This is a genomic window from Polaromonas sp. P1_F1, assembly GCF_056405795.1.
On the sequence record NZ_JBFUBJ010000006.1, the window covers coordinates 323,892 to 345,791 of the forward strand.

Consider the following 21,900-nt stretch of genomic DNA (forward strand, 5'->3'; position numbering starts at 1 on the left):
CCCCGCGCACTCTCCGACCCTGCGAGCTCCGCGATGATCGAGCTGGCCCCGGTCCGCGAGCAATACAAAGCGGGGAAAGCCGCCCTCCTCGCCACGCTGGCCGCCAGTGGCGCCTCGTCCCGCGGCATCCACAGCCTGCTGCAAAAATTCGCCCGGCATGCCGATGCGACCCTGCAGCTGCTCTGGCAGCGTGCCGGCTTTCCGGTTTCCGCCTGCCTGGTGGCCGCAGGAGGCTTTGGCCGCGGCGAGCTGTTTCCCCATTCGGATGTAGACGTGCTGCTGCTGCTGTCGGACAACGCCAACATCGACGGCGACCCGGCCCTCAAGGCCAAGGTAGAGAGCTTCATCGGCGCCTGCTGGGATGTGGGCCTGGAAATTGGCTCCAGCGTGCGGACGATTTCCGGTTGTGTCGAAGAAGCGGCCAAAGACGTCACGGTGCAAACCTCGCTGCTCGAAGCCCGCCTGGTCGCCGGATCCAAAAAGAATTTTCTGCAGCTGCAAAACCGGCTGGCCGTCGTGTTGGACCCGCAGGCTTTTTACGTGGCCAAGACGCTGGAGCTGCGCCAGCGCCACAACAAGTTCGAAAATACCCCCTACTCGCTCGAGCCCAACTGCAAGGAATCCCCGGGTGGACTGCGAGACCTGCAGGTGATTTTGTGGGTGGCACGGGCCGCCGGCCTGGGCAAATCCTGGGACGACCTGGCCCGCAACGGCCTGGCTACGGCCTTTGAAGTGCGGCAGATCAAGGCCAATGAAGCCTTGCTGAGCTTGATACGCGCGCGCCTGCACCTGATTGCCGGCCGGCGTGAAGACCGCCTGGTGTTTGACCTGCAGACCGCCGTGGCCGAGTCCTTCGGCTATTCCGCCGAAGCCGACGACGGCAGCAAGGTGCCGCGCCGCGCCAGCGAGGCGGTGATGAAGCGCTACTACTGGGCCGCCAAGGCCGTGACCCAGCTCAACCAGATCCTGTTGCTCAATATCGAAGAACGGCTCAACCCCAACACCTACCCGCTGCGGCCCATCAACGAGCGCTTTTACGACAAGGCCGGCATGCTGGAGGTGGTCAGCGACGACCTGTATGCGCGTGAACCGCACGCCATCCTGGAAACCTTTTTGGTATTCGAGACAACCGTGGGCATCAAGGGCCTTTCGGCGCGCACCCTGCGCGCGCTCTACAACGCCCGCGGACTGATGAACAGCAAGTTCCGCAGCGACCCGGTCAACCGCGACACCTTCCGGCGCATCCTTCAGCAGCCCGAGGGCATCACCCACGCCATGCGGCTGATGAACCAGACATCGGTGCTGGGCCGCTACCTCTGGATCTTCCGCAAGATCGTCGGGCAGATGCAGCACGACCTGTTCCATGTTTACACGGTGGACCAGCACATCCTGATGGTTCTGCGCAACGTGCGGCGTTTTTTCATGGCCGAGCACTCGCACGAGTACCCGATGTGCTCGCAGCTCGCGGCCGGCTGGGACAAGCCCTGGATTCTTTATATCGCCGCGCTGTTCCACGACATCGCCAAGGGCCGCGGCGGCGACCACTCCGAGCTGGGTTGCAAGGACGTGCGCGTTTTTTGTCGCCAGCATGGTATTGGCGCCGAAGACTCCAAACTCATCGAATTCCTGGTCGGTGAGCACCTGAGCATGAGCCGCATCGCCCAGAAGGAAGACCTGAGCAACCCCGAAGTGATTGCCGCGTTTGCCAAACGCGTGGGCAACGAGCGTTACCTGACGGCTTTGTACCTGCTGACGGTGGCCGACATCCGCGGCACCAGCCCCAAGGTCTGGAACGCCTGGAAAGGCAAGCTGCTGGAAGACCTGTACCGCTACACGCTGCGCGTGCTGGGTGGCCGCGCGCCCGATGCGGATGCCGAAGTGGAGGCCCGCAAGCGCGAAGCCCTGACCACACTGGCCCTGCACGCCGAACCTTTCGAGGCACACAAGGCACTGTGGGACACGCTGGACGTCAGCTATTTCATGCGCCATGAGGCCTCCGACATCGCCTGGCATGCACGCCAGCTCTCGCGACACGTGGGCAAGGCCAAGGCGATCGTCCGCGCGCGTCGTTCGTCGGCAGGCGAAGGCATGCAGGTACTGGTTTACACGCCCGATGCGCCCGACCTGTTTGCACGCATCTGCGGCTACTTTGACGAAGCCGGCTTCAGCATCCTGGACGCCAAGATCCACACAGCGAAAAATGGTTATGCGCTGGACACCTTCCAGGTGGTCAGCCCCACGCTGGCCGACCACTACCGCGAACTGGCGGCCATGGTGGAGGCCGAACTGGATCGCACCATCGAGAACCCCGGACCTCTGCCGCCTCCGAGTAAAGGCCGTGTATCGCGCCGGGTCAAGAGTTTCCCGATCGCTCCGCGCGTGGACCTGCGGCCCGATGAAAAAGCCCAGCGCTGGCTGCTCAGCGTATCGGCCAGCGACCGGGTCGGACTGCTCTACCGCATCGCACGGGTGCTGGCCCGCCACCGCATCAACCTGCAACTGGCCAAGGTCAGCACGCTGGGCGAACGCGTGGAAGATACATTTTTGATCGATGGACCCGAGTTGCAGCACAACAAGGCGCAGATCGCGATCGAGACAGAGTTGCTCGAAGCACTCAATACCTGAAACTTCAACCTGCTGGTTTGCGCAGGTATTGCAACAGACGCCCCTTGTAACTGCCGCCGGCCGGCAATTTGGTCACGCGCGTCTCGGTGCGCGAATAGCCCAGTGCATCCATTTTGCGATTGAAGCTGGCCCGGTTACCGCGGTCCGGATCGACGATCAGCACTTCGGTGTGCGGCAGCGCATGCAGCTCGATGAACTGCGACAACACCTCCGGCTGGCCACGGTCATACAGCACATCGCTGCCGATGATCAGGTCAAAGCGTTCCAGCAGCGGGTTCGCGCGCGACCAGTTGCCCGTCTGATATTTCATTGCAGGCAAGTGGTTGAGTTTGAGGTTTTCCAGCAGGAACGCCGCTGCCAGCGGATGGCAGTCACTGGCGGTGATGTTTCCGCCGCGGCGATGCACAACAAGGCTGGCTAGCGCCAGGCCGCAGCCCAGCTCCAGAATGCGCTTGCCTTCCAGCTCGAAGGTCAGCATGGCATGGGCCAGCACGCGGCCCGAGGGCCAGAGCAAACCGAATATCGGCCAAGCCGACGAGGAAATGCCTTCGCGTTCCGCTTCGCCCAAGGGATCATGGAATTGCTGGCGGTCCAGCAACGAGCGCAGCTGCAGGTCGTCGCCACTACCGCTCACGGTTTCAAATTTCAGCTGGTAAGGAGGTGGCGAAGCAGCTCCGGTGATGGGAACTGCTCCCGAAACGGGAGCGTGCGACATCCGGAAGCTTTCCTTGCGTACAACACGCTCTGGCGGGGCGAAATAGCCCTCGATCAGCTTCAGTGTACCCCTCGAGGCGTCCTCGGTCAGTCGTCGTCCGACGCGTCCAGTCCGGGGAAAAGCACCTCGGTAAAGCCAAACTGGCTGAAGTCGCGGATGCGCATGGGATAAAGCTTGCCAATCAGGTGATCGCACTCATGCTGCACCACCCGCGCGTGAAAACCGTCCACCGAACGCTCAATCGCATCACCGTACTGGTCAAAGCCGCTGTAACGAATTCGCGAAAGGCGCGGGACCAGGCCGCGCAGACCGGGTACGGAAAGGCAGCCTTCCCAGCCGCCCTCTTCTTCAGGCCCCAGGGGCGTAATCAAAGGGTTCAGCAAGACGGTGCGGGGCACTACCGGTGCATCGGGATAGCGTGGGTTGACCGTGTCAGTCCCGAAAATTACCAGCTGCAGGTCGACCCCAATTTGTGGGGCTGCCAGGCCGGCACCGTTGACAGCGCGCATGGTATCGAACATGTCAGCAATGAGCAGGTGCAGCTCGTCGGTGTCGAAGGCGGTCACGGGCTGAGCCACGCGCAGCAGCCGCGGGTCGCCCATTTTGAGGATTTCGCGAATGGTCATGCGCCAATTATCGTGTCGCAGGGCCTCATCGGGGAAGTTTTAGCGCCAATGCCGGTAGCCCCAACCCCGGTAATAGCCGGGCGCGGGAACCACCACCACGGGGGCTGGCTCTACGTAGACAGGGCGGGCCGGGTAAACAGCCACCGGACGCGGGGCAATCGGCGCCACCACGCAGCCAGACAGCAAAACAGCCAGGCCGGCAGCCCCTGCCAGGACAGATAAACGTTTGTAATTCATGAAAAACTCCTGTGTGTACAGGTCTTTTCAACGTCCGGCGTAGTCGCCTGGCGTGACGTCCGGCGTGCAAACCCCGGTAACGCCATGTAAGGCGCTTCCTTGACGCACTATTCCGTGGTGCTGGCGCTCCAGTAAGCCTGGCTGACCGCAGGCAACTCACCGAGCTGACTGACAAGGCGGTCCATCGCGGGGCCATCCACCGCAATGGCGACCAGCGTCGCCTGGATTTTTACGCTTTCCTCGCCGAAGGCGGACACTTTGAGGTCGTTGGTCGGATAGTGCAGCTCCTCCAGCGATTTCTCCAGGGCACCCAGCACCTCTTTTTGATGCCCCCCGTTCGTGACCACATAGACCGAGTTGGTTACCTCGGCCGACTGCACGTCCAGTGGCAAGCGATTGATCTGGTTGACGATGGGCCTCAGCAAGGTATTGGCCGCCAGCACGAACAGCGTGGCAATGCCTGCCTGCACTACCAGATCAGCCCCCGCGCAGGCGCCCACAGCACCCGAGCACCACAAGGTAGCGGCCGTGTTGAGCCCGCGCACATTACCTTCCTCACGCATGATCACGCCGGCACCCAGAAAGCCGATGCCCGAAACCACATAGGCCACCACATGCACTGCGCCCTGCGCGCCGGTCAGCCGATTCGCCATGTCGACAAAAATCGCGGCGCCTACGGCCACCAATACGTTGGTGCGAAGTCCTGCGGTGCGTTGCCGGTACTGGCGCTCAAAACCGATCAAGGCGCCAAAGACGAACGCCGAAGACAGGCTCAGGAGCGAGTCCAGGAGGTCCGCAGAGTTGAGGTTTTCGAATGCCTGCATGGGTGTGTTGCCTCCCGTGAGCCTGAAACTATCCGGGTGGGCCAGCCAGCAGGGCCAGCAAGGCCGCTTCGTCGATGACCGGAACACCCAGTGTTTGGGCCTTGACCAGCTTGCTGCCAGCCTCTTCGCCGGCCACCACGTAGTCGGTTTTTTTACTGACAGAGCCAGCCACCTTGCCGCCTGCGGCCTCCACCCTGTCCTTGGCCTCGTCGCGGCTCAAGGTGGGTAATGTGCCGGTGATGACAAAAGTCTTGCCCGACAACGGCTGGGGCGCCCGGGCAGCTGGTTCGCCCTCCTCCCAGGCCACGCCACAGGCGCGCAGTTGCTCGACCACTTCGCGGTTGTGCGCCTGCTCAAAGAAGGTGCGAATACTCTGCGCCACGATCGGCCCCACATCGCTGACTTCCAGCAGTTGCTCTTCGGTGGCATCCATGATGGCGTCCAGCTTGCCGAAATGGCGCGCCAGCTCCTTGGCCGTCGCCTCGCCGACGTGGCGTATGCCCAGGCCGAACAAAAAGCGAGGCAAAGTTGTCTGCTTGGACTTTTCAAGCGCTTCCAGCAAGTTGTTGGCAGACTTCTCCGCCATGCGGTCCAGGCTGGCGAGCGCCGTCAGGCCCAGTTTGTAGAGATCGGGCAAGGTACGGATCACGTTGGCATCAACCAGCTGCTCGACCAGCTTGTCGCCCAGGCCTTCGACTTCGACGGCGCGCCGGTGTGCGTAATGCAGGATGGCTTCCTTGCGCTGGGCACCGCAGAAAAGTCCGCCAGTGCAGCGGTAATCGGCTTCATCTTCTTCTCGCACGGCGGCGGAGCCGCAGACGGGGCATTTGCGTGGCATCGTGAATTGCGGCGCATCCTGGACCCGTTTGTCGAGCAGCACGCTGACGACCTCGGGGATCACGTCACCCGCGCGGCGCACGATCACGGTGTCTCCCACCCGCACGTCCTTGCGGCGTGCTTCGTCTTCGTTGTGCAGCGTGGCGTTGGTCACGGTGACACCGCCCACAAACACCGGTGCCAGCTTGGCAACCGGCGTCAGCTTGCCGGTGCGTCCCACCTGCACTTCAATGGCCAGCACGGTGGTGAGCTGCTCCTGCGCCGGGTATTTGTGGGCCACGGCCCAGCGCGGCTCGCGCGTGACAAAGCCCATTTTTTTCTGCAGCGCCAGGCTGTTGACCTTGTAGACCACACCGTCAATGTCGTAAGGCAGGCTGTCGCGCTGCTTGCCCATGGTCTGGTGGAATGCTATTAATTCAGGAGCGCCTTGCGCAAGTTGCGTCTGGGCTGCGACCGGAAAACCCCATGATTTGAGTGTTAGCAGGAGCTGAAAATGGGTTTCGAACGCCGGACCGCCCTCTTCCGGCGGAGAGATATCCCCCAAACCGTAAGCAAAAAAACTCAAGCGCCGCCGCGCGGCCAACGCTGGATCCAGCTGGCGCACGCCGCCAGCCGCGGCGTTGCGCGGATTGACGAAGGTTTTTTCGCCCTTGGCGCCTTGCGCGATCTTCTCGCGCTGCTTCTCGTTGAGCGCTTCGAAGTCAGCGCGGCGCATATAAACCTCGCCACGCACTTCCATGACCGGCGGAGCGTCGGCAGGCAATCGAAGCGGAATCTGGTTGATGGTCCGGATGTTCTGCGTTACGTCCTCGCCGACTTCACCGTCACCGCGCGTGGCGGCCTGCACCAGGATACCGTTTTTATAACGCAGGCTCATCGCCAGGCCATCGAACTTGAGTTCCGCGACATATTCGACAGGCGGATCGGATTCCGCCAGACCCAACTCCTTGCGCACGCGGGTATCGAAATTCTGGGCGCCTGTGGCTTCCGTGTCGGTTTCAGTGCGAATGCTGAGCATGGGCACCTTGTGGCGCACACTGGCGAATTGGTCCAGCGGCTTGCCGCCCACGCGCTGGGTCGGTGAATCGGGTGTCAGCAGTTCCGGATGAGCCGCCTCAAGCGCCTGCAACTCTTTGAACAGCTTGTCGTACTCGGCATCGGGAATCGTGGGCTCATCGAGCACGTAGTAGCGGTGCGCGTGCAGATGCAGCTCTGCGCGCAACGCAGCGACGCGCTCCGCGGCGGAGGCCGGCTGCGGCGAGGGTTCGGGCTGCGCAAACAGGTCTTTGATGGCCATGAAGAAAGTCGGAAACGGGCGAAAAGCCCGGGAAATTCAGGAAAAAAGCCGGCGCCCCAACACCGAGCCCGCCGACAAATCGCGGCTGTCGAGCGTGTCATACAGCTGCTCCAGGTCTGCATGGATGACCTCCATCGCCTCAGGTCGGATCAGGTTGCCGTTGTCGTCGATGATCACGCCGTCCATATTGGCGGCCAGGGAGAGCGCGGCTTCGCACATGCGTGCAAAAGGCTGCTCAGAGCGGGAAACCTGTGGAACGTCGAGCGACAGCGTCAGTTCACGCAGCGCGGTCTGCTCCGGGTCTTCGGCCATTGCAGCCTGAGTATCAAAAGCCAGCCCCAGGATGGGAGCCTGCCCCTGCTGGCTTGCCGGCAACACCATGCGCCCGGGAATGGAACCTGGAACGAAACCCAGCCGGGCCGCACTTTGGTGGACATAACCCGGACTCCAGGCCGTGTTGACGGCGCGCAGGGTAAAGCTCAGCTGTGCGTCATGGCCGCTGGCAAACTGGTCGAGTTCGCGGGCTCGCGCCACCTCGTCCAGCATTTCCGGAAACTCCGGCTCGCCGCCCACCGCATCGGCAAACGCCTGCGCCTTCATCACGAATTCAGAGTATTCAATCTGGTTGAGCGCACCGGTACGGTTGGCCAGCTGCACGCCGCACTGAAAGGCGCTGTAACGATGCCCTGCTGTGGGAAATTCCCATTCGCCGGTAATGGCGCTCAGGCCTTCCACGCCGAAAGGCTTGCTGCCGGCCCGGCGCGTGCTGGGCATGGCGGCAAGCGCGGCTTCGCCCGACACCATGCCCTCAATCACCACGGGCGCAACGGCATCAATCAGCACGTCAAGGCCTGGTTTTCTTTCGGATGCATTCATCGTGGCGAGCGAGGCCAGCGATGCCAGGCCAGAATCCACGTCAAAGCTGGGTTCCTGCCGTTCAGCTGCGGCACCTTCGCCACTTTGTGCGGGTGCAAGCTCTTGCTCGGGAGCGGGGGCTTCCGGTGTGGCCTGCTTGGGCAGGTTCCTGCGCGACGACCAGGCGCTGTGTGCCACCACGCCGGCCAGCACCAGCCCGCCCACCACCGCCAGACTGATCTGCAAAGTGCTCATTTTGGGGTCAGGCTGCTTCTGCGAAACCGATGGCGGCTTCCATGTCCACCGCCACGATGCGCGACACGCCCTGCTCCTGCATGGTCACGCCAATCAACTGCTCGGCCATTTCCATGGCGATCTTGTTGTGGCTGATGAAGAGGAACTGCGTTTCCTTGCTCATGGAGCGCACCAGCTTGGCATAGCGCTCGGTGTTGGCGTCGTCCAGCGGCGCGTCAACCTCATCCAGCAAACAGAAAGGTGCGGGGTTAAGCTGGAAGATCGCAAACACCAGGGCGATGGCCGTGAGCGCCTTTTCGCCACCTGAAAGCAGGTGAATGGTCTGGTTCTTCTTGCCAGGCGGCTGGGCGATCACCTGCACGCCGGCGTCGAGGATTTCCTCGCCCGTCATCATGAGCTTGGCATTGCCGCCGCCGAAGAGTTCGGGGAACATCCGGCCGAAATGGCCGTTGACCGTGTCGAAGGTGCTTGAGAGCAGGTCGCGCGTTTCGATGTCGATCTTCTTGATCGCATCTTCCAGCGTGGTCATGGCTTCATTCAGGTCGGCGGACTGCGCGTCTAGGAACTGCTTGCGTTCGCGCGCGGTGCTCAGCTCGTCGAGCGCGGCCAGGTTGACGGCGCCCAGCGACTGGATTTCGCGGTTGATACGGTCGATTTCGCCTTGCAGGCCGGTCAGTCGCACGTTGCCGGACTGGATGGATTGCTCCACCGCAGCCAGGTCGGCCTGCGCGTCGGCCAGCAACTGCGCGTATTGCTCAAAGCCCAGGCGCGCTGCCTGCTCTTTCAGCTGGAACTCGGTGATGCGCTGGCGCAGCGGATCCAGCTCGCGCTCCAGTTGCAGGCGCCGCTCGTCGCTGGCGCGCAGCTTGTTGGTCAGGTCGTCGTACTGGCTGCGCTTGGCGCCCAGATCGGCCTCACGCTCGAGCTTCACGCTCAGCGCGCTTTGCAGGCCGGCCTGCGCTGCGGCGTCTGTCAGGCGCGTGAGCTCTTCACGGGCTTGCGCTTCTTCACTTGCAATGGAGCTGGCTTGCTGGGCGGCAATGTCGATGGAACGGGTTAGCTCTTCGCGGCGGGAGGCCAAGCTGCGCAACGCAAACGTGGCTTCCTGCGCCTGGCGTTCCAGCGTGCGCTGCTGCTCACGTGATTCGCCCAGCTTGCGCTCGGTTTCGATCACGCGGTCATCCAGCTGCGCGTGGCGTTCCTGGCTGTCGGCCAGTTGCATATCAAGCTCTTCAAAACGGCCTTCAGCCGTGACCTTGCGCTCCTGCAATTCGCCAAGCTGCGCTTCGATTTCGGCCATGTCGGCCTGAATCTGCTCGCTGCGGGCCCGGGTCTGCTCGGCCAGTTGCGTCAGGCGCAGCACTTCGACCTGCAGCTCATGGGTGCGGCTCTGGCCTTCGGCGGTTTCGCGGCGTGCCGTGGCAAGGCGCTGGGCGGCGTCGGCGTAAGCGGCTTCGGCGCGAATCAGCGCGGAACGGGCCTCTTCGCTGATCAGGGCCTGGGCCTTGAGCTGCTTGTCGAGGTTTTCGATTTCCTGGGCGCGGGCAAGCAGGCCGGCCTGTTCGGAATCCTGGGCGTAAAAACTCACGCTGTGGTGCGTCACGGCATGGCCGCTTTGCACATAAATCACTTCGCCGGCCTGCAGCTTGTCGCGTGCGGCCAGGGCGTCGTCCAGGCTTTGCGCCGTGTAGCAACCCTGCAACCAGTCACCCAGTAACGCAGACTGGCCAGCGTCGTTCAGGCGCAGCAATTCGGTCAGCGGTTTGAGTGTGATGGCCGCATTGGTGCGGGCGGGTGCGGCGGCGCTGGGCGGTGAGTAAAACGAGAGCTTGGCGGGCGGCGTATCGCGCCCGTCGGTACCGGCAAAGCCGCGCACCATGTCGAGCCGACTGACTTCGAGTGCGCCCAGGCGCTCGCGCAGCGCGGCTTCAAGCGCGTTTTCCCAACCTTGTTCGATGTGGATGCGGCTCCACAGGCCTTGCAGGCCATCGAGGCCGTGCTTGGCCAGCCAGGGCTTGAGCTTGCCGTCGGTTTTGACCTTTTCCTGCAGGGCCTTGAGCGCTTCCATGCGCGCCGACAGGTCGGCCCGCTTGGCGGATTCGGTGTTGACGGTGTGCTGCAGCGTGCGGCGCTCTTCGTCGAGCTGCGGCACGCTGTCGGTCAACTCGTGCAGGCGGGCTTCGGCTTCAGCCTGGGCTTCCTGTGCGGCGGTGAACTGCGTGGTCAGGTTGGCCAGACGGGCTTCGTCGGGCGCGTTGAGTGCGTTGCGGTCTGCCGTGAGCTTTTCCAGCCGCAATCCCAGGCTGCGCGACTGCTCTTCGATGTTGCGCTGGTCGGCGGCCAGCACCTGGATTTGCTGCTGCACCTGGCCGACGCTGGTACGCTGCTCGTTGGCTTTGGCCTGGGCTTGGCGCAGGGCGTCTTCCAGGGCGGGCAGTTGGGTCTGGTGCTCTTCGGTCTGCGCAGCCAGGAGCTCGGCTTTTTCTTCGGCTTCAATGGCCTGCGCGGCGAGGTTTTCCGTCTCGACGGCGGCGTCTTCCTTGCGTGTGGCCCACTGGGCGGTTTGTTCCTTGAGCTGGGCCAGGCGCTGCTCGACACGCTGACGGCCGTCGACCACAAAGCGGATCTCGGCCTCCAGGCGCCCGACTTCGGCGCTGGCCTCATAGAGCTTGCCCTGGGCCTGGTTGACCTGGTCGCCGGCCGAGTAGTGCGCCTGGCGAATGGTTTCGAGGTCGGCCTCGATGTGGCGCAGGTCGGCCACGCGGCTTTCCAGGTCGTTCACGGCTTTTTCGGCGTCAGCCTTGACCTTGGACTGGTCGGCTTCGCTTTCGGCGCGTTTGAGGAACCACAGTTGGTGCTGCTTCAGGCTCGCGTCGGCATGCAGCGTGTTGTAACGCATGGCCACCTCGGCCTGCTTTTCAAGCCGGTCAAGATTGGCGTTCAGCTCACGCAGGATGTCTTCGACACGTGTCAGGTTTTCGCGCGTGTCGGACAGGCGGTTGGCGGTCTCGCGGCGGCGCTCCTTGTATTTGGAAACACCGGCGGCCTCTTCGAGGAAGAGGCGCAGCTCTTCGGGTTTGGACTCGATGATGCGGCTGATGGTGCCCTGGCCGATGATGGCGTAGGCGCGCGGACCCAGGCCGGTGCCCAGGAATACATCCTGCACGTCGCGGCGGCGCACCGGCTGGTTGTTGATGTAGTAGCTGGAGGTGCCGTCGCGCGTCAGCACGCGCTTGACGGCGATCTCGACAAACTGGCCCCACTGGCCGCCGGCGCGGTGGTCGGCGTTGTCAAAGACCAGTTCCACGCTGGAGCGGCTGGCGGGCTTGCGTGTGGTGGTGCCGTTGAAGATGACGTCCTGCATGGACTCGCCGCGCAGCTCGGAGGCCTTGCTTTCGCCCAGCACCCAGCGCACCGCGTCCATGATGTTGGACTTGCCGCAACCGTTGGGGCCCACCACACCGACCAGTTGGCCCGGCAGTACGAAATTGGTGGGCTCTGCGAATGATTTGAAACCAGATAGCTTGATCGAATTGAGACGCACGGCTGTCCCTGTTTTTTTGAGCCTGAGGTAGGGAATTACAACCCTAACTCGTTGATTTTTATGGCGTTTTACGGAAAAACGCTGACACACGCCGTGTACCACTTTCAGTAGCGCACGGTCCGCCATGTTACCCGAGCGGGACGCAGATTTTGCCGGGAAAAAGGCCCTTGACGGGCCCGGCGTGAAACACTTTGCTTCGCACGGCGGCGGTCTGTCAGGGTGACGCCCGGCCCTGCGCTGCCTGAAAATGGCTGGCTACCAGGGAAATTTGGATGAAATCAGCCTGAAGCCCAACAAGGACAAGCGCGAGCAGCTATTAATTTAATAGCGATCAGACCAGGGCATGACAAACCGCAACCCAGACCGGCGGCGGGTGAGCAAGGCGAGGCTGGATAATCAAGGCATGAATCCCCTGCTTTCACGCCTCCAGCCCTACCCGTTTGAACGGCTGCGCCAGTTGCACGCCGGTGTCACCCCCAACCCGGCTTACAAACCCATCAGCCTTGGCATAGGCGAACCCCGCCATGCCACGCCCCAGCTCATCAAGGATGCGCTGACAGCCAGCCTGGACGGCCTGGCCAGTTACCCCGGCACGCTGGGGGAGCCGAAGCTGCGCCAGGCCATGACCGACTGGCTGGCCCGCCGCTACAACCTGAAACTGGACCCGGCCACGCAAATCCTGCCGGTCAACGGCTCGCGCGAGGCGCTGTTTTCACTGGCGCAAACCGTGCTGGACGCCAGCAAACCGGGCGCCACCGTGGTCTGCCCGAATCCGTTCTATCAAATTTATGAAGGCGCAGCCCTGCTGGCGGGCGCACAGACCTGGTTCGCCCCCAGCGACCCGGCGCGCAACTTCGGCATCGACTGGGCGGCAGTGCCGGCGGACGTCTGGGCCAAAACCCAGCTGGTGTTTGTCTGCTCGCCCGGCAACCCCACAGGCTCGGTGATGTCGCTGGCCGAATGGAAGCTGCTGTTTGAACTGAGCGACCGCTACGGCTTTGTGATTGCTTCGGACGAGTGCTACAGCGAAATTTACTTCCGTGATGAGGCGCCTCTGGGCGGCCTRCAAGCAGCCGCAGAGCTGGGCCGGCATGACTTCAAGAATCTGATTTCCCTCACCAGCCTTTCCAAGCGCAGCAATGTGCCCGGCCTGCGCAGCGGCTTTGTGGCTGGAGATGCGGCGCTGATCAAGCCGTTTTTGCTCTACCGCACCTACCACGGCAGCGCCATGAGCCCCATCGTGCAGGCGGCCAGCATTGCCGCCTGGAATGACGAGCAACATGTGGTGGACAACCGCGCCATGTACCGCGAAAAATTTTCCAAAGTCACGCCCATGCTGTCGGCGGTGATGGACGTCGCCCTGCCCGACGCAGGCTTTTACCTGTGGGCCGGAATCCCCCAAGCATTCAAGGGCTCGGACACCGCGTTTTCGCGCGAGCTGCTCGCTCTTTACAATGTCGTGGTGTTGCCGGGCAGTTACCTGGCACGCGATGCGCAGGGGCACAACCCCGGCGCCGGCAGAATTCGCATGGCGCTGGTGGCAGAAACCGCCGAATGCGTGGAGGCCGCAGAGCGCATCGTCCAGTTCATCCAATCCAAAGTTCACTGAAAAACCATTCTCATGACTCAAGCCAACCTGCAAGCGCTCCAGCAAACCATTGACGCCGCCTGGGAAGACCGCGCCAACCTGTCGCCCAAGTCGGCGCCCAAGGACATCCTGGAGGCAGTGGAGCAAACGATTTCCCAGCTGAACAATGGCTCGCTGCGCGTGGCCACCCGTGAAAGCGTGGGTGTGTGGACGACGCACCAGTGGATCAAGAAGGCGGTGCTGCTGAGCTTTCGCCTGAAAGACAACGAACTGATGCGCGCCGGTGACCTCGGCTTTTTCGACAAGGTCAAAACCAAATTTGCGCACCTGAGCGAAGCCGAAATGCGCGAAACCGGTGTGCGCGTGGTGCCCCCCGCCGTGGCCCGCCGCGGCAGCTTCATCGCCAAGGGCGCGATCCTGATGCCCAGCTACGTCAACATCGGCGCCTGGGTTGGCGAAGGGACCATGGTCGACACCTGGGCCACCGTGGGCAGCTGCGCGCAGGTCGGCAACAACGTGCACCTTTCAGGCGGCGTCGGCCTGGGCGGCGTGCTGGAGCCGCTGCAGGCCAACCCCACCATCATTGAAGACAACTGCTTTATCGGCGCACGCTCTGAAGTGGTCGAAGGCGTGATCGTCGAAGAAAATTCGGTGATCTCTATGGGTGTCTACATCGGCCAGAGCACGCCGATTTACGACCGCGAAGCCGACACCGTCACCTACGGCCGCATTCCTGCAGGCTCCGTCGTGGTGTCGGGTAACCTGCCAAAGGCCGGCGGCAAGTACAGCATGTACTGCGCGGTGATCGTCAAGCGCGTGGACGCAAAAACCCGTTCCACCACCAGCCTGAACGATTTACTCCGCGACTAGACATGGCCCCCACGCTTCTCGCTTCGCGTAGTGCGCTGCCCCCCGAGGGGGCCGCTGCGCCTGCGGCCCGGCAAAGCCGGTTCCGCGGCCCCTGCTGGCGAGGAACCGTAAGCCGGGTGGCCAACGTTGTATTTCATTTCAATCAAGAGGGTGGACTATGAGCACGATGGAAAGAATCCTGCGTTTGATGGTGGACAAGAAGGCGTCTGACGTCTACCTGTCGGCCCATTCGCCCGCCCTGATCAAGATCAATGGCCAGGCCATCCCGATCAATGCGCAGATCCTGCCGCCGGAGGCGCCGCGCAACCTGCTGGCTGAAGTGCTGCCGCCCGAGCGCATCGAAGAGATGGAGGAAATGGGTGAGCTCAACATGGCGCTGCCAATTGCCGGCCTGGGCAACTTCCGTATCAGCGGATTCAAGCAGCGCAGCACCTACGCCGCCGTGATTCGCTATATCCCCAGCGATATCCCGCCGCTGGACAGCCTGAACGTGCCGCCCATCCTGGCCGACCTGATCATGGAAAAGCGCGGCCTGCTGCTGATGGTGGGCTCCACCGGCGCCGGCAAAAGCACCACACTGGCCTCCATGATCGATCTGCGCAACGAGACAACGCTGGGCCACATCCTCACCATCGAGGACCCGGTCGAATTTTTGTTCACCAACAAGAAGTCTGTTGTGAACCAGCGCGAGGTCGGCAGCGATACACAATCGCTGCAGGTGGCGCTGAAAAATGCGTTGCGGCAGGCGCCTGACGTCATTCTGATCGGTGAAATCCGCGACCGCGAAACCATGTCGGCGGCCATTGCCTATGCGCAATCGGGCCATTTGTGCCTGGCGACCATGCACGCCAACAACAGCTACCAGGCGCTGAACCGGATCCTGAGCTTTTACCCGGTGGAAGTGCGCAGCACCATGCTGGGCGATCTGGGTGCCGCGCTCAAGGCCATCGTGTCGCAGCGGCTGCTGCGCACACAGGACGGCGGCCGAACGCCGGCGGTGGAAGTCATGCTCAATACCAAGCTGATCTCCGAGTTGATCGAAAAAGGCGATTTTTCAGGCGTCAAGGAAGCGATGGAAAAATCCATGGCCGAAGGCTCACAGACCTTCGAGCAGGACATCGCCAAGCTGATCGTGGCCGGCACCGTCACACGCAAGGAAGGTGTTCTCTACGCCGACTCGCCGACCAATCTGATGTGGCGGCTGGAGAATGACTTTGCCGTCAAGGCCAAGACACTGGAGCCAGAAGAGGACCCGGATGACGAACCGTCCTTTACGGAAATCACGCTGGACGTGAAGCACTAAAAACACGGCCGCGCTCGTTTCGGGCCGGTGTTAACAGGCCCTAAACGACATGTCCCGAACCCTGCATCTGGCTGAACAGCTGATTTCCCGCCCCTCCGTCACGCCTGACGACGCAGATTGCCAGGCCCTGCTGATCGCACGGCTGGCGCCGCTGGGCTTTCGATGCGAAACCATCGTCAGCGGCCCTGCCGACTTCCGCGTCACCAACCTGTGGGCTCGGCGTGAAGGGAAATCTCATGATTTAAGGGCTGCAGCCCAATCAGGACGGGCGCAAGCAGCTACTGAATTAATAGCAAAAAGCGATAGCGCCGCGCCGGCCAAAACCCTGGTGTTCGCCGGCCACACCGACGTGGTGCCCACCGGCCCGCTCGACCAGTGGCACAGCCACCCGTTCACCCCGAGCCATCGCGACGGAAAGATGTACGGGCGCGGTACCGCCGACATGAAAACATCGATCGCGGCGATGGTGGTCGCAGTCGAGGAATTCCTGGCCGCCCACCCGGATCCGGCCTTGTCGATCGCCTTCCTGATCACCAGCGACGAGGAAGGCCCGGCCGTGGACGGCACGGTCATGGTCTGCGAGCAGTTGAAAGCGCGCGGAGAAACGCTGGACTATTGCATCGTGGGTGAACCCACCTCGGTCGAGCGCCTGGGCGACATGATCAAGAACGGCCGCCGCGGCACCATGAGCGGCAAGCTCACCGTGAAGGGCGTGCAGGGCCATATTGCCTACCCGCACCTGGCCAAAAATCCGATCCACCTGTTTGCACCGGCTCTGGCCGAACTGGTGGCCACCGAATGGGACAAAGGCAATGCTTTCTTCCCGGCCACGAGCTGGCAGGTCTCCAACATCCACGGTGGCACCGGCGCGTCCAACGTCATTCCGGGCGAGCTGGTGGTGGACTTCAATTTCCGCTTCTGCACCGAATCCACCCCCGAAAGCCTGCAACAGCGCCTGCAAGCCGTGCTCAGCCAGCACCAGCTGGAGTACGACCTCAAATGGACCCTGGGCGGCCTCCCCTTTCTGACCACTCCGGGCACGCTGGTGGATGCGGTGCGTGGAGCGATCCAGGCTGAAACCGGCCTGAGAACCGAGCTTTCGACCACGGGCGGCACGAGTGACGGCCGCTTTATCGCCAAAATCTGCCCGCAGGTCATTGAATTCGGCCCCCTCAACGCTTCGATCCACAAGATCAACGAGCATGTTCTGGTGAGCTCACTCGATCCGCTCAAAAACATCTACAAAGGTGTTCTGGAACGACTGGCGGCAGCATGACGAGCCCGGCAACTCCTGCTTCATCGCTGACGGTGCTGGCGCTGGTCGAGGAAATGGCCGCCAGGCTGGAAGCGGCAGGCCTGCACTTTTCAGACGGATTCGGGCAAGGCACGACCAACGCCTTCGACGAGGCCGCGTGGCTGGTGCTGTGGAAGCTTGGGTTGCCGCTGGACGACCTGGATTCTGTAGAGAATCGGCCTGTAACCCAAGAGGAACGGGCGCAAGCAGCTATGCTTTTGGAAGCACGCATCAGCACCCGCAAGCCGGCGGCTTACCTGACGAACGAAGCCTGGCTGATGGGCGTGCCCTTTTATGTGGATGAGCGTGTGATCATTCCACGCTCCCTCATTGCCGAGCTGCTGGCCGACGCCAGCATAGACCCCTGGCTGGGCGAGCACACCCACCGCGTGCTTGACCTCTGCACCGGTAACGGCAGCCTCGCGGTGCTGGCGGCCATGACCTACCCTGACGTGGTGGTGGACGCCGCCGACATCAGCCTGGACGCTCTGGAGGTGGCCCGTATCAATGTGGACCGTCATCGTCTCGACGGCCGCATCACGCTGATCGAATCTGACGGCATGGCTGCCTGCGCGGGCCTGTATGACCTGGTTTTGTGCAACCCGCCCTATGTGAACGCTGCCAGCATGGCGGCCCTTCCGGCCGAATTCCGGGCTGAACCCGGCCTGGCACTGGACGGTAACCGGCACGGCGGCACCGACGGTATGGACTTCATTCGAGACCTTTTTCAAAGCGCCGCACGCCATATGAGCGAAAATGCCGTGCTGGTGCTGGAAATCGGCAATGAGCGCGAGAATTTTGAGCGCGCTTTCCCGACGCTTGAACCGCTGTGGTTCGAAACCAGCTCGGGCGCCGACCAGGTCTTGCTGCTGACGCGCGAACAACTGGCCTGAAGGCCAGGCCGGTGCTCAGCCCCGGCCTGGATGACTGGCGCAGCGCTTGCATGGCGAGCGTGTGCGACGCCCCACCGCTCCGAATACTTTTCCTGAAGCTTTTTATTAAATGATTACCCTTAAAAACGTCGTGCTGCGCCGCGGCGCCAAAGTGATTCTGGACGGTGCGTCCGTCACCCTCAACCCCGGCGAAAACGTTGGCTTGGTGGGGCGTAACGGCGCGGGCAAATCCTCGTTGTTTGCCATGCTCAACGGCACGCTGCATGAGGACGGCGGTGAGTTTTCGATTCCTACGCAATGGCGCATGGCCCAAGTAGCGCAGGACATGCCCGAAACCGAGCAAAGCGCCACCGAATACGTCATCGAAGGCGACGTAGTACTGATGGCCGCGCAGGCCGAAGTGGCGGCCGCCGAGGCCAGCGGTGACGGCGACCGCATGGCGCACGCGTATATGGAGCTGTACGACTCCGGCGCGCATGACTCGCAGGCCCGCGCGCAGGCATTGATCCTGGGGCTGGGCTTCAAGGTCAGCGAACTGGACAACCCCGTCAACAGCTTTTCCGGCGGCTGGCGCATGCGCCTGCAACTGGCGCGCGCGCTGATGTGCCCGTCTGACCTGTTGCTGCTGGACGAACCCACCAATCACCTGGATCTGGACGCACTGGTCTGGCTGGAAGCCTGGCTCAAGCGCTACCAGGGCACCATGCTGGTCATCAGCCATGACCGCGAATTTCTCGACGCCGTGACCGACGTGACGGTACATATCGAAAGCGCAAAACTCACTCGCTACGGCGGCAATTACAGCAAGTTCGAAGATTTGCGTTCCGAGCAGATGGCGCTGCAACAGACTGCGTTTTCCAAACAGCAGGACAAGATTGCCCACCTGCAGAAGTTCATCGCCCGCTTCAAAGCCAAAGCCAGCAAGGCCAAACAGGCGCAAAGCCGCGTCAAGGCACTGGACCGGATGGAGAAGATCGCCCCGCTGCTGGCTGAAGCCGACTTCACTTTCGAGTTCAAGGAGCCGGCCAACCTGCCCAATCCCATGCTGTCGATGCAGAACGCCTACTTCGGCTACCCACCGCTTGAAGACGCCCCGGAAGGTACGCCGCCCACAGTCATCGTGCAGAACGTCAGCAAGTCGGTGCTGGCCGGACAGCGCATCGGCATCCTGGGCGCCAACGGGCAGGGCAAGTCCACACTGGTGAAAACTGTGGCGCGCGCACTCGCGCCCATCAGCGGCGAGATGATTGAGGGCAAGGGCCTGAACATCGGCTACTTCGCCCAGCAGGAGCTGGACGTGCTGCGCCCGGCCGACAACCCGCTTGAGCACATGATCCGCCTTGTAAAGGAAGTCACCGCCGCCGGCAAGATGGGCAACCAGCCTACACGTGAGCAGGATTTGCGCAGCTTTCTGGGTAATTTCAATTTTGGCGGAGACATGGTCAAACAGGCCGTGGGCAGCATGAGTGGCGGTGAAAAAGCACGCCTGGTGTTGTGCATGATCGTCTGGCAGCGCCCCAACCTGCTGCTGCTTGATGAGCCGACCAACCACCTGGACCTGGCCACGCGCGAAGCCTTGTCGATGGCACTCAATGAGTTTGAAGGCACCGTCATGCTGGTGAGCCACGACCGCGCGTTGCTGCGCGCCGTCTGCGACGAGTTCTGGATGGTGTCCCAAGGCGGCGTCGCCCCCTTTGACGGCGACCTGGACGACTACCAGAAGTACCTGCTGGACCATGCCAAACGCCAGCGCGAGGAAGCCAAAAAGACCGGCAGCGCGACCCCGGTTGCCGCTGCCAAGTCAGTTACCCCCGCTGCGGCAGCTGAAGAAAAGAAAGCCGTGCCGCGCGAGACGCCCGAGCAACGCAAGCTCGATGCACAGCGCCGCCAGCAGCAGGCCGAAGCCACCAAGCCGCTGCGCAAGGAAATCGAGAAAATCGACCTTCGCATGAAGGCACTCACCAGCGAGCGCGACAGCCTTCAAGCGCTGTTGACCACCACCACCGCGCCGGCGGAGATCGCCCAGACCGGCAAGCGCCTCAAGGCCATCGAGGGCGAAATAGACATGCTGGAAGAACGGTGGCTTGAGCTGACCGAACAGATCGAGACGGCTGCAGTGTAAAGTGGCGAAAGGATCCTTGACGGCACCACGCCGCCGGGGTCACCCATTTTGTGAAAGGGCCCGATTGATGCCTTCAGCCTTGCACATGGCCGCGGACGACGCGGCACTTGAAGCCGCCGTCAAACGCAGCCGCAAACTGCTGAACAAGCGCGCCATGGTGGCGGCCGCAGCCAGTGCCGTGCCGGTGCCTGGGCTGGACTGGGCGGTGGACGCGGCGATGCTGTCCCGGCTCATCCCGGAAATCAACAGGGAGTTCGGTCTCACGCCCCAACAGCTTGACAGGCTGGAGCCCAGAAAGCGCGACCAGGTGCAAAAAGCCGTCACGCTGGTAGGTTCGGTGCTCATCGGAAAATTTATCAGCCGTGACCTTGTCATCAAGGCTGCCACCAAGATCGGCGTTCGCCTGACCACCAAACAGGTTGCCAAGTATGTGCCACTGGCCGGCCAGATCGTATCGGCCGCAGTCGGCTATGCGGCGATACGCTACCTGGGCGAAGAGCACATGAAAGACTGTATCCGGGTGGCGAAGCAGGCGGAGATGGAGCTGCCCTTGCTGGGCTACTCGGCTTGAGCCCGCAAAGCCCGCCTTCGGGAGTTTGTCAGCAGAACAACAAAAAAGGACCTAGCCTTGCGGCTAAGTCCTTGATGTACTTGGTGGGTTCTGACAGATTCGAACTGTCGACCTACGGATTAAGAGTGAGAGAAATCGTTATTTATCAATGACTTATGCTCGCCTTCGCTCGTCACGTTTCGCCGAAACTCGCCAGAATTGTCACGCGGCCTATTGCCAGGGGATTAAAGGTCATCACTAGTGGCTCCGCCGCTACTTCGCGACAACCCGGGTGATATGACCTTCACGCAGTTGCCCGTCCCAGAGTGGTACGAATGCGTTAAGGCCTTCCACGAACAGATATTTGCCTTCAAGAGTTGCGTTTGTCCCAATCGCCCCTGTATGGAAGGTAGAGCTGAGTTCATAAAACTTCCAGCTTGCCGCCGCTTTCCCTGAAAAAACCACGCTCCTGTACCCTGCCCGCACTTCGTTCAGAGTCATGGGGCCAGCCAAAACTTTCAGCGTCCAAGAGCGCTGACGAAGATCTAGGCTTTCGGGCCGGAAACCGATGCGTGAATGAGATTCGAGGGAAGAGCTGACAGAAAACTCTTTCCCCACAGTAAGGGGGAACAGAGGTTGCAAACACTTGACATCCTGTGCAACTGAATAGAAATCAGCGGATTCGCCTATCAGCGGCCCATCTACGTTAAGCACATGACTCACCGACCATATTGCTACTCCGGGGAAAAGAGAAATGTGTTTATAGGTGCGCCTGACGTTTGGATTCTCCTCTCCACGTGCCTCGACGATAACGGCGCCGTTGCCCAACGGCTTATATGAACTACTGCCAGTCGCGGATTGGCCTGCAATGGGCGGGTTGGCCCACACGCCGGTTAGCTCGATTTCGTATGCGGTCGTTGGCACACTTGTTTGACCAAGGCAGCGCCGCGCCGCGTCCGTTATCTGCTGTGTGTAGTCCTGAAGGTCAATGACTAATTCCCCGGCCTGAGAATCTCTCGCCGGGCCGCCAGTCTGCGCCATCGCAGGAGCTGTAATTGCAACAAGAAGCGTGACGACTGCGGTCGTGACGATAGCGCGCATCAAGGCTCCTTCGAATTTTTTTTGTTTAAAGCAAGGGTTCTGGCGCTCAAAGTAGTGATGTTCATTCTGCTGTTGCTCTAGGTTAATAGGCTTTCTTGACCTCACTGCGCCCTATGTGTTGAATTCCGTCGAAATCTGATCCATTTAGCGCAGTAATTTCCATCCAAAACTGACCCACGTAGGCACTACCCTGCTTGTTTTAAAAGCAGGGGGAAATTAGGAGTGATAGACGTGGCGACATTGAATGTCATCAGACGTTGGGCATTGCGGGATCAGATGTCCATTCGCGAGATCTCAAGGCGTACAGGCCTGGCTCGCAACACAATAAAGAAGCACCTGCGATCGGAAGAGAGCGAGCCCAAGT

Annotated in this window: 16 protein-coding genes; 8 read left to right on the top strand and 8 right to left on the bottom strand. The window is 61.8% G+C overall.

The window, feature by feature from the left end; genetic code table 11:
* Positions 1-33: 33 nt before the first annotated feature.
* Positions 34-2,625, top strand: coding sequence for a [protein-PII] uridylyltransferase (locus AC1DZE_RS17710; protein WP_477669511.1), 2,592 nt, complete (start codon positions 34-36; stop codon positions 2,623-2,625).
* 4 nt (positions 2,626-2,629) lie between these two features.
* Here AC1DZE_RS17710 and AC1DZE_RS17715 read toward each other — a convergent pair whose 3' ends face one another.
* From AC1DZE_RS17715 to smc, 7 genes are all read right to left on the bottom strand, one after another.
* Positions 2,630-3,340: a class I SAM-dependent methyltransferase gene (locus AC1DZE_RS17715; RefSeq protein WP_477700374.1), complete on the bottom strand. Its 711-nt coding sequence runs from the start codon at positions 3,338-3,340 to the stop codon at positions 2,630-2,632.
* A gap of 86 nt (positions 3,341-3,426) precedes the next feature.
* Positions 3,427-3,966: a peptide deformylase gene (gene def, locus AC1DZE_RS17720; RefSeq protein ID WP_457280842.1), complete on the bottom strand. Its 540-nt coding sequence runs from the start codon at positions 3,964-3,966 to the stop codon at positions 3,427-3,429.
* Positions 3,967-4,005: 39 nt separating this feature from the next.
* Positions 4,006-4,203: a hypothetical protein gene (locus tag AC1DZE_RS17725; RefSeq protein WP_477669509.1), complete on the bottom strand. Its 198-nt coding sequence runs from the start codon at positions 4,201-4,203 to the stop codon at positions 4,006-4,008.
* A gap of 107 nt (positions 4,204-4,310) precedes the next feature.
* Positions 4,311-5,027: an MgtC/SapB family protein gene (locus AC1DZE_RS17730; RefSeq protein ID WP_477674274.1), complete on the bottom strand. Its 717-nt coding sequence runs from the start codon at positions 5,025-5,027 to the stop codon at positions 4,311-4,313.
* 28 nt (positions 5,028-5,055) lie between these two features.
* The gene (gene ligA, locus AC1DZE_RS17735) at positions 5,056-7,161 is read right to left on the bottom strand and encodes an NAD-dependent DNA ligase LigA (RefSeq protein WP_477700375.1); all 2,106 of its coding nucleotides are present in this window, start codon (positions 7,159-7,161) and stop codon (positions 5,056-5,058) included.
* A 36-nt stretch (positions 7,162-7,197) separates the two neighbouring features.
* Positions 7,198-8,271, bottom strand: coding sequence for a cell division protein ZipA C-terminal FtsZ-binding domain-containing protein (locus tag AC1DZE_RS17740; protein ID WP_477669506.1), 1,074 nt, complete (start codon positions 8,269-8,271; stop codon positions 7,198-7,200).
* Positions 8,272-8,278: 7 nt separating this feature from the next.
* Positions 8,279-11,815 carry a chromosome segregation protein SMC gene (smc, locus tag AC1DZE_RS17745; protein ID WP_477672622.1) on the bottom strand — a complete coding sequence of 1,179 codons (3,537 nt, stop codon included), beginning with the start codon at positions 11,813-11,815 and terminating at the stop codon, positions 8,279-8,281.
* Positions 11,816-12,218: 403 nt separating this feature from the next.
* On the opposite strand from smc, the gene dapC reads away from it, so the two are divergent.
* The 7 genes from dapC (at position 12,219) to AC1DZE_RS17780 (ending at position 20,456) form a co-directional block, all read left to right on the top strand.
* Positions 12,219-13,424, top strand: coding sequence for a succinyldiaminopimelate transaminase (dapC, locus tag AC1DZE_RS17750; protein ID WP_477672621.1), 1,206 nt, complete (start codon positions 12,219-12,221; stop codon positions 13,422-13,424).
* Between the two features lie 12 nt (positions 13,425-13,436).
* Positions 13,437-14,273 carry a 2,3,4,5-tetrahydropyridine-2,6-dicarboxylate N-succinyltransferase gene (gene dapD / locus AC1DZE_RS17755; protein WP_457280835.1) on the top strand — a complete coding sequence of 279 codons (837 nt, stop codon included), beginning with the start codon at positions 13,437-13,439 and terminating at the stop codon, positions 14,271-14,273.
* Positions 14,274-14,430: 157 nt separating this feature from the next.
* Positions 14,431-15,576: a PilT/PilU family type 4a pilus ATPase gene (locus AC1DZE_RS17760; RefSeq protein WP_477669503.1), complete on the top strand. Its 1,146-nt coding sequence runs from the start codon at positions 14,431-14,433 to the stop codon at positions 15,574-15,576.
* 49 nt (positions 15,577-15,625) lie between these two features.
* Positions 15,626-16,852: a succinyl-diaminopimelate desuccinylase gene (gene dapE / locus AC1DZE_RS17765; protein WP_477669502.1), complete on the top strand. Its 1,227-nt coding sequence runs from the start codon at positions 15,626-15,628 to the stop codon at positions 16,850-16,852.
* Positions 16,849-17,763 carry a 50S ribosomal protein L3 N(5)-glutamine methyltransferase gene (gene prmB / locus AC1DZE_RS17770; RefSeq protein ID WP_477669501.1) on the top strand — a complete coding sequence of 305 codons (915 nt, stop codon included), beginning with the start codon at positions 16,849-16,851 and terminating at the stop codon, positions 17,761-17,763. Before dapE ends, prmB begins: the two co-directional genes overlap by 4 nt.
* Positions 17,764-17,872: 109 nt before the next feature.
* Positions 17,873-19,885, top strand: coding sequence for an ABC-F family ATP-binding cassette domain-containing protein (locus AC1DZE_RS17775; RefSeq protein ID WP_477669500.1), 2,013 nt, complete (start codon positions 17,873-17,875; stop codon positions 19,883-19,885).
* Between the two features lie 67 nt (positions 19,886-19,952).
* Positions 19,953-20,456 carry a hypothetical protein gene (locus AC1DZE_RS17780; RefSeq protein WP_457280831.1) on the top strand — a complete coding sequence of 168 codons (504 nt, stop codon included), beginning with the start codon at positions 19,953-19,955 and terminating at the stop codon, positions 20,454-20,456.
* Positions 20,457-20,708: 252 nt separating this feature from the next.
* On the opposite strand, the gene AC1DZE_RS17785 is transcribed toward AC1DZE_RS17780, so the two are convergent.
* On the bottom strand, positions 20,709-21,536 hold the full coding sequence (locus AC1DZE_RS17785; RefSeq protein ID WP_477673674.1) for a hypothetical protein: 828 nt from the start codon (positions 21,534-21,536) through the stop codon (positions 20,709-20,711).
* Positions 21,537-21,900 lie beyond the last annotated feature (364 nt).

What these genes read in the sequence shown, in the direction of transcription:
- AC1DZE_RS17710 (WP_477669511.1), top strand. Translation starts at nt 34, where the DNA reads ATGATCGAGCTGGCCCCGGTCCGCGAGCAATACAAAGCGGGGAAAGCC.
- AC1DZE_RS17715 (WP_477700374.1), bottom strand. Translation starts at nt 3,340, where the DNA reads ATGTCGCACGCTCCCGTTTCGGGAGCAGTTCCCATCACCGGAGCTGCT.
- def (WP_457280842.1), bottom strand. Translation starts at nt 3,966, where the DNA reads ATGACCATTCGCGAAATCCTCAAAATGGGCGACCCGCGGCTGCTGCGC.
- AC1DZE_RS17725 (WP_477669509.1), bottom strand. Translation starts at nt 4,203, where the DNA reads ATGAATTACAAACGTTTATCTGTCCTGGCAGGGGCTGCCGGCCTGGCT.
- AC1DZE_RS17730 (WP_477674274.1), bottom strand. Translation starts at nt 5,027, where the DNA reads ATGCAGGCATTCGAAAACCTCAACTCTGCGGACCTCCTGGACTCGCTC.
- ligA (WP_477700375.1), bottom strand. Translation starts at nt 7,161, where the DNA reads ATGGCCATCAAAGACCTGTTTGCGCAGCCCGAACCCTCGCCGCAGCCG.
- AC1DZE_RS17740 (WP_477669506.1), bottom strand. Translation starts at nt 8,271, where the DNA reads ATGAGCACTTTGCAGATCAGTCTGGCGGTGGTGGGCGGGCTGGTGCTG.
- dapD (WP_457280835.1), top strand. Translation starts at nt 13,437, where the DNA reads ATGACTCAAGCCAACCTGCAAGCGCTCCAGCAAACCATTGACGCCGCC.
- AC1DZE_RS17760 (WP_477669503.1), top strand. Translation starts at nt 14,431, where the DNA reads ATGAGCACGATGGAAAGAATCCTGCGTTTGATGGTGGACAAGAAGGCG.
- dapE (WP_477669502.1), top strand. Translation starts at nt 15,626, where the DNA reads ATGTCCCGAACCCTGCATCTGGCTGAACAGCTGATTTCCCGCCCCTCC.
- prmB (WP_477669501.1), top strand. Translation starts at nt 16,849, where the DNA reads ATGACGAGCCCGGCAACTCCTGCTTCATCGCTGACGGTGCTGGCGCTG.
- AC1DZE_RS17775 (WP_477669500.1), top strand. Translation starts at nt 17,873, where the DNA reads ATGATTACCCTTAAAAACGTCGTGCTGCGCCGCGGCGCCAAAGTGATT.
- AC1DZE_RS17780 (WP_457280831.1), top strand. Translation starts at nt 19,953, where the DNA reads ATGCCTTCAGCCTTGCACATGGCCGCGGACGACGCGGCACTTGAAGCC.
- AC1DZE_RS17785 (WP_477673674.1), bottom strand. Translation starts at nt 21,536, where the DNA reads ATGCGCGCTATCGTCACGACCGCAGTCGTCACGCTTCTTGTTGCAATT.